The sequence below is a fragment of the Nonomuraea sp. NPDC049400 genome, assembly GCF_044466425.1.
GTDB lineage: Bacteria > Actinomycetota > Actinomycetes > Streptosporangiales > Streptosporangiaceae > Nonomuraea.
Genome location: NZ_JBITMP010000007.1, coordinates 95945 through 110102, shown reverse-complemented (window position 1 = coordinate 110102; position 14158 = coordinate 95945). Strand labels below are relative to the sequence as shown.

Annotated in this window: 8 protein-coding genes; all 8 read right to left on the bottom strand. The window is 69.7% G+C overall.

Annotated features, from left to right (window positions below; all coding sequences use genetic code 11):
* Nucleotides 1-102: 102 nt before the first annotated feature.
* Nucleotides 103-1689: a polysaccharide lyase family 1 protein gene (locus ACIBVN_RS12390; protein WP_397135520.1), complete on the bottom strand. Its 1587-nt coding sequence runs from the start codon at nt 1687-1689 to the stop codon at nt 103-105.
* Between the two features lie 162 nt (nt 1690-1851).
* Nucleotides 1852-3048, bottom strand: coding sequence for a site-2 protease family protein (locus ACIBVN_RS12385; RefSeq protein WP_397135518.1), 1197 nt, complete (start codon nt 3046-3048; stop codon nt 1852-1854).
* 55 nt (nt 3049-3103) lie between these two features.
* Nucleotides 3104-5122, bottom strand: coding sequence for a sensor histidine kinase (locus ACIBVN_RS12380; protein WP_397135516.1), 2019 nt, complete (start codon nt 5120-5122; stop codon nt 3104-3106).
* Between the two features lie 153 nt (nt 5123-5275).
* Nucleotides 5276-9187 (bottom strand): Ig-like domain-containing protein, encoded by a 3912-nt coding sequence (locus ACIBVN_RS12375; protein WP_397135514.1) that lies wholly within the window; start codon nt 9185-9187, stop codon nt 5276-5278.
* Between the two features lie 99 nt (nt 9188-9286).
* A complete protein-coding gene (locus ACIBVN_RS12370) occupies nt 9287-11119 on the bottom strand; it encodes a glycoside hydrolase family 127 protein (protein ID WP_397135512.1) in 1833 nt (610 codons plus the stop codon).
* Nucleotides 11112-11876, bottom strand: coding sequence for a carbohydrate ABC transporter permease (locus ACIBVN_RS12365; RefSeq protein ID WP_349449182.1), 765 nt, complete (start codon nt 11874-11876; stop codon nt 11112-11114). Before ACIBVN_RS12365 ends, ACIBVN_RS12370 begins: the two co-directional genes overlap by 8 nt.
* Entirely contained in the window at nt 11873-12787 is a 915-nt protein-coding gene (locus tag ACIBVN_RS12360) for a carbohydrate ABC transporter permease (RefSeq protein WP_397135510.1), read from the bottom strand. Before ACIBVN_RS12360 ends, ACIBVN_RS12365 begins: the two co-directional genes overlap by 4 nt.
* Entirely contained in the window at nt 12784-14052 is a 1269-nt protein-coding gene (locus ACIBVN_RS12355; protein ID WP_397135508.1) for an ABC transporter substrate-binding protein, read from the bottom strand. The genes ACIBVN_RS12360 and ACIBVN_RS12355 overlap by 4 nt, the downstream gene beginning before the upstream one ends.
* Between the last annotated feature and the right edge of the window lie 106 nt (nt 14053-14158).

Sequence of the window (14158 nt, the reverse complement as noted above, 5' to 3'; positions counted from 1 at the left end):
CGGCGGAACGATCGCCGACCAGACTTCCCGGCACACCCATCAATAACCTATCAAGTAGCACAAGGGCCGCCGTCCGCATCCGGGCGGCGGCCCAAGGCGTGATCAGATCTTCCCCACCCCGGAGCCCGCGGTAACCGCGGCCTTCACGGTGTTCGGGTCGTCCAGGCTGTAGCCGTAGTACGAGCTCGGCTCCTGCACGCTGCCGCTGCAGTCAGGAGCGCCGGACTCGTCGACGAACACGTTGTTCCGCGCGACGCACCTGCCCGCGGGACCGGCGTAGTGGTTGCTCACCGGCTCCTCGACGCGCTCGAAGTAGTTGCCCTCGACCACGCAGCCGGCGTTCGCCTGGCAGGCCACCCCGACGTCGGTGTTGTAGACGTAATAGTTGTTGAACACGTGCACCGGCTCCCCGAACCGCACCCGCGGGTTGCGCTGCGGCGTCCGGTCGAACCAGTTGTGGTGATACGTCACCTTCAGCCGGCCGATGTCCTGCGCTCCATTGCTGTCGTCGTGGCCGAGCAGCATGTTCTTGGTGTGGTTGTGGGTGTGGTTCCAGGAGACGGTGACGTACGAGGAGCCGCGTTTGATGTCGATCAGCCCGTCGTAGCCGCCGGACAGGTCGTTGTGGTCGATCCAGACATGGTGGCTGAACATCTGGACGTTGATCGAGTCGTCCGTGGCCTTGGTGAAGGTCAGGTTGCGGATGATGACGTTGTGCACGGCGTCCGCGGGCGGCGCGGTGACCGCGTCGTCCGGCGGCAGGCCGATGTTGAGCCCGCCACCGGTGATGCCGGAACCGCCGCCGACGCCCACGATGGTCTTGTCCGAGGCGACGTTGTGCATCCCGGTGGGGACCGTGATCATCCCGCGTACGCAGATGTTCAGCGGCCCGCTCTGCCCGATCGCGGAGATCAGCTCGGCGGCCGTGTCCACCTCGACCGTCGGCCCGCCGGCACCGCCCGTCGTGCCGTTCTGCCCCCAGGCGTTCACCGAGGCGAACCCCGTGGGCGTGCCGGGGCTGGAGCACGTACCGGCAGGGGGCGGCGTCGGGGTGGTCGGCGGGGACGTGGGGCCGCCGACGTCGGTCACCAGCACGTCGTCGAACGAGGCGCTGGCATAGTAACCGGCCAGCCCCGCCCGCCCGGAGCCGATCGTGGAGTCGCTCGCCGAGACGACCGCCACGTTGTCCACGAACCCGCGCAGCGTCGTGCCGAACGCCTCGAGCCTGAGCGTGTACCACGTGCCCGCGGTCACCGTGGCCGCTGCCGTGGCGAGCGTCACCGGGCCGCCGCCGGTGCGCTTGCCGAGGACGACCGAGCCGGCGTTGCTCAGGCCGAGGAAGTAGTAGCTGCTGGTGCTCTGCGCCCTGGCCACCACCGCGACGTGCCGGTTCGCGCCGTTGAACGCGATCGGCTTCACCCGCGCCTGCACCGCCTGGTCCGTCCAGCCCGTGCCGGCCACCGCGCGGGAGTCCGCGCTGGTGCCCGACTGCCGGTACGCCCGGGAGCCGTCGGTCACCACCGACCAGCTCCCTCCGGACGTCGACCAGCCCGTGGAGTTCCCGTCCTCGAAGTCGTCGCCGAACAGCGTCGCGGCGGACGCGCCCGGCATCGCCCAGATCGCGGTGACCATGGCCGCCGCGAGGGCGGCGATCGCTAAGCGAGTCTTGCGTGCTTTCCTTCTGCGCACCGTAGGGCCTCCGGTTGTGATGGGGGCAAGCCGTGACCACGGAACCATTTGCGGAAACTCGCGAGCTTCACACCTTTATGCAACCGATTGTTAGGCGAGTCAATGCGTATGGTGTGCAGTTTTGTTGCAGCAGATCACCATCCTGCAAGCGATTGCACGGCGTCAGGCGGCGTCGCGGTGATGCCCGTGGTAGGGCGGGGCGAGGTCCGCACCGCGCGGACCCGAAAGTGCGCCGCGCAGGTCGGCCGTCTGGATCGTCCGGCTGATGTCCGTGGGCGTCAGCAGCCCGACCAGCCGCCCGGCCGCATCGAGCACGACCGCCCGCCCGTCGGCGGCCCCCTGCATCCGCTCCAGCAGGTCGGTCAGCGGCTCCTCGGGGCGGGCCCGCGGCACGTCCTGCGGCGGGCAGGCGATGTCCGCGAGCCGTACGGTGTCGCGCAGCTCCTCCTTCACCTCGCGGATCCGGTTGAGCGTCACCATGCCGCGGAAGGACCCGTCCTGACCCACCAGCGGATATGTGGACAGCCGGTGCCGCAGCACCACCCGCTCGATGAGCCCGGACACGGTCTCGTCCGGCGAGGCGACCACGGGGTGCGACGACATCGCGTCCGCGACGCGGATCCCGTGCAGGGCGGCGCCGAGCCGGGTCTGCTGCTCCTCGGCGGTGGCGGCGTTCACCAGGAAGAGGCCGATCAGCGCCAGCCACAGCCCGTCGAAGCTGCGACCGGTGGCCACCTCCAGGAACCCCAGCGCGATGAGCGTGTACCCGAACCAGCGGCCGGACCGTGCGGCGATGATCGCCGCCCGCGCCCGGTCGTGCCAGCGCGCCCACAGGATCGCCCGCAGCACCCGTCCGCCGTCCAGCGGCGCCGCCGGGATCAGGTTGAACACGGCGAGCAGCACGTTCACCCCGGCCAGATACACGAACATCCCGGCCACCAGCGACGCCCCGGAGACCAGCCCCGAGACCAGCCACGCCACCGCCCCGAACACCAGCCCGGCGAGCAGGCTCGTCACGGGGCCCACCACCGCGATCTTCAGATCCGCGCCGGGCGTGCGCGGCTCCCCCTTCAGCTCCGCCACCCCGCCCAGCAGCCAGAGCGTGATCCGCGACACCTCGACGCCCTCCCGCCGCGCCATGATCGCGTGCGCCAGCTCGTGCGCGAGCAGCGAGGCCAGGAACAGCACGGCCGCCACCAGTCCGGCCAGCAGGTAGACGGCCAGCGGGTGGCCGGGGAAGACCGCGGGGAAGCGCCCGAAGGCCAGCCCGAACACCAGGATCGCGACGATGACCAGCACGCTGATGTTGAGCCCCACCTGCACGCCCCCGATGCGGCCCAAAGGGATCGATGAACGCATGTCGCCTCCCGGGGGGATCGACTTACTCACCCCCTGCTGCCCGCGAAGGCGCGTCTCAGGCCACCTCGCGAGCGGTCAGCAGCGGAAGCATGACCTCCACGCGCGTACCGGCGCCGGACTCGCCGTTGACCACGCAGATCCCGCCCAGCTCCGCCGCCCGCTCGCGCATCGACCCGAGCCCCACGCCCGCACGATGCTCCTCGGGCAGTCCCTTGCCGTCGTCGGCGATCAGCACGCGCAGCACCGACCGCTCCCGCTGCAGGACGATCCGGGCGGTGGTGGCCTGGGCGTGCCGCCGGACGTTGGTGAGGGCCTCCTGGACGATCCGGTAGACCGCCACCTCGACGGCTGCGGGCAGCTCCGACAGGTCACCCTCCACCTCGACCTCGGCGGGCGGCGTGGACTGCCCGGCCAGCTCACCCACCGCCCGGACCAGGCCCAGGTCGTCGAGCGCGGGCGGGCGCAGGCCGTACACGAGCTCGCGGATGTCCCCCGTGACCGCGCCCATGCCCGTGTGCAGCTCGCGCAGCAGCTCGTCGGCCGCCTCCGGGGACTTCTTCAGGCTGAGCCTGGCCATGTTGATGGTCATCGCCATGGCCGAGAGGGTCTGGCCGAGCCCGTCGTGCAGGTCGCGGCGCAGGCGGCGGCGCTCCTCCTCCCTGGTCGTCAGGATGCGCTCCCTGGAACGTTGCAGGTCCGCCGCCATCCGCACCGCGTGCGCCACGTCCGCCGCGTACGGCGTGAGCGTGGCCAGCACCCGCTCGTTGTGCGCGGCGGGGAAGCGGCGCGGTCCCGGCGGCCCGACGAGCAGGCGGCCGACGCGCTCCCCGTGCCAGATCAGCGGCACCTCGCGCACCTCCGGCCCCACCCGGCCGCTCTCGACGTAACGGGGCTCGCCGTCGGCCACCTCCACGGCCACGCCCTCGACCGCCAGCCCGTCGCGCAGCACGCTCACCACCGAGGTCAGCGCCTCGGCCGGGTCACCGCGCCGCAGCGCCTGGGTCAGGCGCTCCGCCAGCACGCCGGGGTCGCCGACGGCCCCGTACAGGAGCCGGTCCACGGCCCGCTGCAACGCGCGCCGCAGCGGCTGGAAGAACGCGCCCGCGAACAGCGCGGCGGCGACCCCGGCGACCTGGCCGTAGCCGGAGACCAGCAGGCTCGACAGCGCTCCCGCGCCGAAGTAGACCGCGCTGATCACGACCACCACCCCGGCGGCCACGAACGCCCGGCTGATCACCGTGTCGATCCCGTAGAGCCGGTAGCGCATCACCGAGAACGCCACGGCGATCGGGATGAGAGCCGCCCAGCAGGTCGCGGCCCACATGAATCCGGGCACGTACGCGCCCACGACCAGGAACACGATGTACCCGGAGAACGCCAGCAGCGGCCAGCCGATCTGCCGCCTGGTGACGTGGTCCGCGCGTCGCATCCGCGACGCCAGTGACAGCGCCGCCAGCGCCATGGAGACGTAGATGCCCGTCCAGGCGATCAACGACACCGTCTCCGCGTACGGGGCCAGTGCCGGAATCTGCAGCGGGTTGGGGATGACCTTCGGGAACGGGTAGCCCGCGGCGGGCGGGGGCATCCGGAACACCCTGCGCAGCAAGTCAGCCGTGATGGCGGCGAGGCCAAGCCACAGGGCGAACCGCCAGCGCGGGGAGGGCAGCCGGCCGTCCGGTGAGTACAGCGGCAGCACCATCGTGAGCGCCGCCCCGCACACCGCCCAGCCGAGCGCGACCGGCAGTCGCAGGTAGCCCGCGAGGAGGAGGTCCCCATCGGCGGCTGCGCGGATCATCAGCGCCTGCGAGAGGTCGCTGACCGCGGCCGCGAGCCCGCCCGCGCACATCAGCCAGGCCATGTTCAGCCGGGGCCGGTGGAAGATGAGGAACGCGCCCACCGCGGGGAACGTCAGCCCGGCCGCGGTCTGGGGTGACACCGTGGCCTCGGGCGTCCACTCAGGTGGCAGGGCCGCCCAGACCAGCAGCGCGGCCACGGAGAGCACCGGCGACAGCACCGCCATGGCGACGGCGGCGGACCGCACGCCCGCCGCTCTCCCGGTGAATCCCGCAGCCATTCCCCCGCCCCCGCCTCTCCGATGCCAGGTACGCCTCCCGATGAAGAGGATTATGACCGCTTTATCGGGATAAACCTGTCCACCGTTTCGGCGCCTGCGGAGACCCCGCCCTGGCCTGCGATCCCGCGGAGGCCAGGGCAGGGAGCCGAGAAGCTACTCCACGGTCACCGTGGCCTTGGCGGCAACGGTCGTGCCCGAGACCTGGCCGCTCACCGTGAACGTGCCCGGCTGGGCGTACTTGTCAGGGCTGATCGCCTCCCAGGTGACCGGCACCGAGCTGTCCTTGGACCCGTCGTTGTACGTCGCCACGACGGTCTCGGGCAGCGAAGGAGCGACCCCGGCCCGGGTCGTGACCGCCTCCTCGGCGATCGAGGTGATCGTCACCGCGGACGTCGTGCGGACGTACACGGTGGCCTGGGCGGGCTGGCGCACGCCCTCGGCCAGACCGGCGACGGTGAAGCTGGTGCCGCCGGTCTTGACCTGGTCCGGCGTCACCTGCTGCCAGGTGACGGCGGCCGAGCTGCGCGCGCCGTCCGCGTACAGGGTCTCCACGGTGGCCGGCAGCTTGGGCAGCGTGTCGACCAGGGTGGGGACGTGCACGGGGCGCACGGTGTCCGGCGGGACCTCGTACGCCTTGACCTCCAGCAGACCGACCGACGCCCCGGCGGCCTCGAGCTGGACGCGCAGCTTCGAGGTCGTGACGGTGTCGAACGAGACGGTGTTGTAGGCGTCGATCGCCTTGGGATAGGAGGCGACGCCGGCGACGTCCTCGAACGAGTCTCCGTCCCACTGCTGGATCTTCCACGAGGCGGGCACGCGCACGCCGCCGGTGTCGTCGAAGAAGTACACGTCGGCCTTGTTCAACCGCACCGGCGACGGCCATTCGAGCTGCACCCACTGCGTGCCCTGCTGCGGCCAGGTGCCCCAGCGCGGGTTGGCGCCGTCGTTGGAGCGCGGCGGGTCGATGCCGTCGTTGATCGCGGTGACCTTCTCCCACGGCGAGGTGTAGGAGGCGGTGGGCGTGGCCCTGGGCGCCACGTTCACCTGAGCCGCCTGGGCCGTGGCGGCGACGGTCACGGTCGTCGAGGTGCTCTTCGCGCCGTCCGTGGCGGTCAGCTTGAGCCGGTACGTGCCCGGCTCGGAGAACGAGACCACGGTGTCGGTGCCCGTCGGGGCGGTGAAGAACACCTCACCGGGACCGTCGACCTCGGCCCACTGGGTCGTGAGCCTGCCCGACGGCAACGCGTCGTCCTTGACCACCGCGTCGAGCCTGGCCTGGCCCGGACGGTTGAACGTGGGATCGAGCACGACCACCACGGACGGCGCCTTGTTGACGACCGAGCCGGCGTCGGCGCCCGTCAGGTACGCCTGCACTTCCTTCACGCCCGTCGCGTAGCCGGGCTGGTGCGTGACCAGCACCCGCAGCTTCTGCGCCGTCACAGCCGGGAAGCGGACCACGTTGAGGTTCGCCCGCGGGTAGACCGGCTTCCTGGCCAGGCTCGGCACGTCCTTCCAGGCGTCGCCGTCCTGGTACTGCAGGGTGTAGAAGGCGGGCTCCCGGTAGCCGCCCGCCTTGCGGTCGTTGTAGAAGTACAGCTTGACCTGGTCGACCTTCCGGGCCGAGCCGAGGTCCACCTCCAGCCAGTCCTGGGGCTTGCCTGAGCCCTTGCTGCCCCAGTACGGCTCGTTGATCGTGAAACCGTCCACCGCGCCTGCCGGGTCGCCGTGGGAGGCGGTGGCGGACTTGACCAGGTTCGGGCGGGTGGAGCGCAGGTCCACACCGGCCTTCTGGAACAGGTCCTCGACGCGGTCGCCCGTCAGCTCCACCTGGGCGGGGGCCTTCATCGAGGTGGCCTTCTCGGCGTGCACCACCTGACCGCCCTCGACCTTGCCCGTCGCCGGGTCCCAGACGGCGTGCGCGAGCCCGGACAGGGTGACCTTGCGCTTGCCGTCGATCAGGATGGAGTACCCCTCGGGCACCCCGGCGTAGTGGCTCTTCCCGTCGCCCGGCTTGTCCCACACGATGGTGAGGTCGTGGCCCCGGTAGTTGATGGCGTTGACGGTGAAGTGGTCCCAGCCGATGTCCACCGGCCAGAGCTCGACCTTGCCGTCCGAGCGCGGGCGCAGGCCCATGACGTCCTCGATGACCGTCCAGTTGCTGCTGCCCAGGATCGTGTGGTGGATCCAGGAGCGGTAGCCGATGGTCTTGGTCGCGGGGTTCCAGTCGGCCCAGAACTCGTTGGCGTCGGGGTAGCGGGTGTCGCCGCCGACGTACTGCGACCAGGCGTTCCAGTACAGGAGCTGCTTGTACTGGTCGGCGGTGATGTACGGCGAGGTGTACTGCCGCAGCGCCTTGGAGAACAGCGCGAAGTTCCGGGTGGAGTTGATCTGCGAGAAGTTGTTGGAGCCGGGGTTCCCGGCCTCTGCGGCCTCCGCCTTGTCCTTCTGGTTAGCCGTATATGCCGGGAATATCGGATATTCCGCGGGGTCGGTCCACAGGCGCAGCGCCTCCCGGTACTTCGGGTCGTCCGTCGGCACGAGCCCGGTCGCGTACGGGATGTAGTTGTTCGACTCCTTCCACGGGATCAGGTTGCCCGTCTGGAGGTCGCGGTGCTTGAACAGCTTGTTCTGCTCGTCCCAGAGCAGCGTGAGGATGCCGTTCTTGACCTGGTCGGCCACGCCGCGCATCTCGGTCGCCTTCGCGGAGTCGCCCACCAGCTCGTACGCCTGCGCCGCCGCCATCGCGTTGGCGTAGACGTAGGCGCCTTCGAGCCGCTCGTTGGCCCGTTCGTAGTAGTGGAACGACACCGCGTCGGCGTCGTTGCCGGTCATGTACTCCCGCTCGTACTCGATGACCCCGTTCTTGTTGGAGTCGTACGCGTTGAGCTGGCCGTACACGTCCTTCTCTGCGTAGCGGGCGAGGTTGCGCAGGATCGACGGCTGCCCGCCGTGGATCTGGTAGCTCTCCAGTGCCGCGGCCGAGATGTACTGCGTGTAGCTGTTCGACCAGTTCTCGGGGTCGCCCGGGTTGTCGGTGTACTTCGAGTTGCGTGAGACCTCGCCCGCCGACACCCACGGTCCGTACGAGTAGATCGGGTCCCGCAGGTACTTGAGGTCCTGCACGAACATCGGCACGGTCAGCACGATCGCGTTGTTGTAGCCCAGCGCCCCCTCGACCGAGGTCGGGAACTGGAAGTCGTTCCCGGGGATGTCGGCGTCGAGGAAGTTGAAGCGCATGAGCCACCAGCGGTAGTACACGAACTTCTTGATGTTCTCGTCGGGCACGTCGATGTAGGGCAGGTTCTCGGCCCACCAGGCGTTGTAGTCCTGGAGCTGGCGGCGCAGCGCGTCCTGCGGCGAGCGTCCCTTGTAGCCGTCGTACTCGGCCCGCGAGCCGGCGAGCTCCTCGGTGGCGAAGCCCATCTGCACCTTGGCCCGCACGGTCTTGCCCGGCTCGACCGTCACCGAGCCCTTCAGCGTGCCGTCGGAGACCTTCAGCCCGTCACCGCTGAGCCGGGGGAAGATCGTGGTCAGCCTGTTCTTGGCGAACACGGTGCCGGTCAGCTCCCGGTCGCCGTCGGCCGTCCTGGTGTAGGGCGAGGTCACGGTGATCGGCACAGAACGCGACGCGGATCCCGTGTTGGTGATCTCCAGCGTCGTCACGGCCACGTTCTCGCGCGTGATGAACTTCTTCACCCCGACCGAGAGCCCGTCGCCCGTGTACTGTCCGGTCCAGTGGCTGGGCATCTGCATCCGCTTGGCGACGTCCTCGGCGAGCTCGCTGCCCAGCGAGATCTCGTACGCGCCGCGGTTGTCGATGCTCTCCCAATAGGCCGCGTACCCGCCGAACCCGATGACCGACGGATCGTGCTCCTTCATGAACAGCGCCCGCCCGCGCGACATCAACCACGGGCCCGCCGGATCGTCGCCAGGCCGGGCCAGCATGCGGTCGATCCAGTACGAGTCGCCGCCCTTCTCCTTCTTGTAGATCTCCGCCATCATCTTGCGCGAGTCGTACGCCACGGGCTCGGCGGGCACGGGATCGGCGCCGGTGAACACCGGCATGCCGAGGCTGTCCTCCGCGGCGTACGAGGGTGACGCGGCTAGCGAAGCTGTGAGCGCTAACACAGCTAAGCACACCAACGGTTTACGCACTTGCCTCTCCTAGATCGGTAGCCAGACACGCATGGTCGCGGGGCCGCGGTTGCCCCACCGGTGGTAGGGCACGAGCCGGAGCCTGACGTCCGCGCCGCTCGCCCGCCCGCCGGAGGCGGGCGCGTACGGCCAGCCGCCGCCGTCGCCGGAGCCCAGCGACGCCTCGACCTCCAGCTCCACGACGCCGTCCGCCTCGTGCTCCACGGGCGGCTGCACCCGCGCGGTCAGGTCGCCGAGCGGCGGCTCGTCGCCCACCGACTCCGCGCAGTAGACCAGCGGCCCCCGCTCCACCGCCGCGCTCCCCCGCAGCGCGTCGATCCGCCGGTCAGGGAACGTCCACCTGGGCGCCATCGGCAGCTCCAGCCGGATCTCGTCACCGGCCCGCCACGGACCCTCGACGTAGGCGTAGCCGGGGTCGACGGGGCGGATCGCCGGGCTCTCCTCCAGCGGCGCCTCCGGCGAGGACGCCGGGACACGCGCGAGCGTCGCGTCCGCGGCCCACGCCGGGACCCGCAGCCCGATCCGGCCCTCGCCGCCCTCCAGCACCCGGACGGTCACCGAGCCGTTCCACGGGTAGCCGGTCTCCACACGCACCGCCAGCCCGCCGTGCCGGATCTCCGACGGCGTGTGGTGGTGGATCTGGATGCCGTCGGCCGACGAGGTCGCGACGTACCCGGGCAGCGAGGCGAGCGTGCGGGCGATGTTGTGCGGGCAGCAGGACACGTCGAACCAGGGCGAGCGCAGCCCGCCCTCGGCTGCGTGGTTGACACCTTCGAGCGGCGTCGCGGGCACCCGCACCTGCAGTGGGTTGGCGTAGAAGAACGACCGGCCGTCCAGCGCCACCCCCGTGGCGAGCACGTTGTACATGGTCCGCTCGGCCAGGTCGGCATACCGGACGTCGCCGGTGGCCAGCAGCAGCCGGTGCGCCAGCATGATGGAGGCGATGCCGGCGCAGGTCTCGTTGTAGGCCCGGTCCGGCGGCAGCTCGTAGTCCTCGCCGAACGACTCGTCGATGTGCCGCGAGCCCATGCCGCCGGTGAGGTGCGTGCGGCGGGCGACCGTGCGCTCCCACTGCGCCTCGACCGCCTTCAGCAGCTCCTGGTCGCCGGTCTCGACGGCCACGTCGACCACGCCGGAGGCCAGGTAGAGCGCGCGTACCGCGTGCCCGCGGAACACCTGCGCCTGCCTGACCGGCATGTCGTCCTGGTAGTAGGCGCGGCCGAAGGGGATGTCGGCGAGCGCGGGGACGCCGCGGCGCTCGACGAAGCGGCGGGCCATCTCCAGGTAGCGTTCGGTGCCGGTGACGCGGTAGAGCTCGACGAGCGCCATCTCGATCTCGGGGTGCCCGCAGGTCTCGGTGCCTTCCATGAAGCGGCGGCAGACGTGGTCCGCGGCCTTGATGGCGACCTGGGTGAGCCGGTCCTCGCCGTGCATGCGCAGCCTGGCGACCCCGGCCTGGATGAGATGGCCGTAGCAGTAGAGCTCGTGGCCCCACTCGAAGTCGGTGTAGCGGCTGCCGGACCAGCGGGTGTTGATGTAGCCGTCGCCCTCCTGCGCCTGGCCCACGGTCTCGGCCAGCGCGGGCAGCCCCGGATGGTCGGCCCAGGCCATGGCCTCCAGCAGCTTGTAGGTCTCCGAGTCGCTGAACTCCCGGCCCCTGCGGGGACGCACCCCACGGAAGTTGGGGATCCAGCCTTCGCGTTCCTCCCATTCCACGCAGTGGGCGATGGTCACCTCGCGGTTGAGCGCCGCCCGGTCGCCCCAGAAGCCGCAGCTCAGCCGTACCTTGTCGAGGCCGAGGGGGGACAGGACGCCCGATGAGGGCAGGACAGGATTAGCCACGCAGAGCTCCTGACATGAATCCGCGCACGTAGTGGCGCTGCAACACGATGAAGAGGATGAGACAGGGGACGGCCATGACCATGACGCCGGCCTGGAGCATGCCGTAGTCGATCGCGCCGAACGTGTGCTGCGTCATGCTGACCACGGCCACCGGCAGGGTGAACGAGGACCCGTCGTTGAGCAGGATGAGCGGTGCGAAGAAGTCGTTCCACGAGGCGAGGAACGCGAACAGGCCCACCGTGATCAGCGCGGGCCGCACGGCGTGCAGCAGGATCCTGGCGAAGGCCCGGAACGTGCCGCACCCGTCCACCAGCGCCGCCTCCTCCAGCTCGCGGGGCAGCGCCTCGAACGCGTTGCGCATCATGAACAGCGCGAACGGCAGCTGGAACATGACGAACACCAGCGACAGGCCGACCAGCGAGTTCTGCAGGCCGAGGTAGCCGAGCAGGACGTAGAGCGGGATCAGGATCGTCGCGTACGGCACCATGAGGATCGCCAGCGTGGCCAGGAACAGCACGTTCTTGCCCGGGAAGTCGAAGCGGGCGAAGCCGTAGCCGCCGAGCGCGGAGATCACCAACGTGCCGGCCACGGTCATCGCCGACACCAGCACGCTGTTGGTCGCGTACGTGCCGAGCCCCTCGCCGAAACGGGCCATCTCCAGGTAGTTCGACGGCTCCTCCATCGAGGCGTAGCCGCTCCACACCAGCGGGAACAGGAACAGCACCGCCAGGGCGGACAGCGTGAGATACCGGCTCATCGCAGCCTCCGCATCATCACCGTGTTGAGCCCGACGAGGGCCACGAGCAGGACGACCGAGAGCGCCGCCGCGCCGCCGAGGTCGAAGCGGAAGAAGGCGTCGCGGTAGACGACCATGACCATCGAGACCGTGCTGTTGTCGGGGCCGCCGTTGGTGAAGACGAAGAACTGGTCGAAGGCCAGCAGCGAGCCGGTGACGCTGAGGATCAGCATCAGCGCGAGGGTGGGGCGCAGCAGCGGCAACGTGATCTTGGTGAACACCTGCCAGCGGTTCGCGCCGTCGCTCCTGGCGGCCTCGTACACCTCGGTCGGGATCGCCTGCAGGCCGGTCAGCAGGATGAGCATGTTGAACCCGGCGAAACGCCACAACACCAGCGCGATCGTGGAGAACAGCGCCATGTTGGGCGTGCCGATCCACTTGACCGGCTCGCTGGTGATGCCCAGCACCTGGAGCATGGGGTCGATGGGGCCGAAGTCGTTGTTCAGCATCCCGTAGAACAGCAGACCGGCGGCGGCGAAGCCGACGGCGCCGGGCAGGAAGAACGCGGTCCTGAAGAAGCCGATGCCCCGCCTGCGGTCCTGCACCAGCAGGGCCAGGCCCAGCGCGACGGCCGACAGCAGGACCGTCGTGATGGCGGTGTACTTCAGCGTGAAGAGGACCGCGTCGATGAAGAGGGGGTTGTCACCGATCTTGAGGTAGTTGTCGGGGGCGTTGAACGTGGCCGGGCCGAGCAGAGGCCAGCGGTTGAGCGACATCCAGACGACCAGCACCAGGGGCGCGAGGAAGAGCACGCCCACGATGACGGCCGTCGGGGCCGCGTAGAGCCACCCCTGGACCTTCCTGCTCCGCCACCGGGCGGACGGCGCGGAGTGAGCCGGCCGCCGCCCGGATCGGGTAATCGTCAAGGTCATTGCTGCAGCGACTTCGTGATCTCGGCGTTGAGCTGGGGGACCTTCGAGGCGTCACCGAACACGGCCTCGCGGGCCAGCCGGAGCCACGGTCCCTGCGGGTCGTTGAAGGTCTGGCCGAAGCGCAGCGCGTACGGCGTCTGGCCCTTGGCCACCAGCGAGTTGATCAGCACCACGCGCGGGTCCTCCGCGGAGTACTTGTTGCTGGCCAGGTCGGTACGCGCGAGCACGTCCTTGTTCTTGGCCATGATCTCGACCTGGGCCTCGTCGGAGACCGTCCAGGACAGGAAGTCCCAGGCCGCGTCGGGGTTCTTGGACGTGGCGGAGATGCCGACGGAGTCACCGCCCACGAACGTCGACTCGCCGCCGTCGGGGCCCGCGATCGGGGTGACGCCGATCTTCATGTCCTTCGGCATCAGGCCGAGCGTGGTGGAGGGCATCGGCATGACGCCGATCTCACCCTTGGGGAAGAAGCCGGTCCAGGTCGGGCCCTGCTCCTCCTTGGCCGTCGGTCCGGTGATCTTCTTCTCGTACAGGTCGCGCCAGATCTTGAACACGTCCGTCATCGCGGCCTGGTCGTTGAGCGACTGGGTGCCCTCGGCGTTCATCACCTGGCCGCCGGCGGCCCAGACCGAGGGCCAGAACGTGAACACGTAGCAGCCGCCGCAGTTGCCGCCGAAGAAGGTGCCGTGGACCTTGCCGTCCTTGCCCAGCTTCTGCTGGATCGTGGTGGCCTGCTGGGCGAACTCCTTCAGGGACTTCGGGCCCTTCTCCGGGTCGAGCCCGGCCTTCTGGTACAGGTCCTTGTTCCAGAACCAGACCGACAGGTCGAGGGTGTGCGGGAGCGTGTACTGCTTCCCGTCGAGCGTGCCGAGCTTCATGTGCGAGGGCGCGAGGCCGTCCTTGAACGACAGCTTGGCGATCCTGTCCGTGACGTCCATGAACAGGCCCTGCGAGGTGTAGTTCGGGACGAAGATGACGTCGGCCGCGAACACGTCGGGGAGCTGCTTGGCACCCGCCGCGGCGGCGATGCGCGGCTGGTAGTTGTCGGTCGGAATGACGGTGAGCTTCACCTGGATGTTCTTGTGACTGCTGTTGTACGCCTGGACCAGCCGCTCGCTCTGCGCCTGGGTGGCGGCGCGGGTCCACATGGTGATCGTCACGGGGCCTTCCGACGGCTTGGCGCTCTCGCCGCCCCCGCTGCCGCAGGCCGCCGCTGTGAGCGCTAACACGCCGAGGAGGGAGATCCCGGCCAGCCTTCGTCTCATGATGTGCTCCTGGACTTAAAGGTTTTCGGAAACGTAGAAGAAACAAGAGTCCATGTCAATGGGTGCTAGGGTTCTAGGCAGTTCACAGGCGGCCGAAAAGGATTTC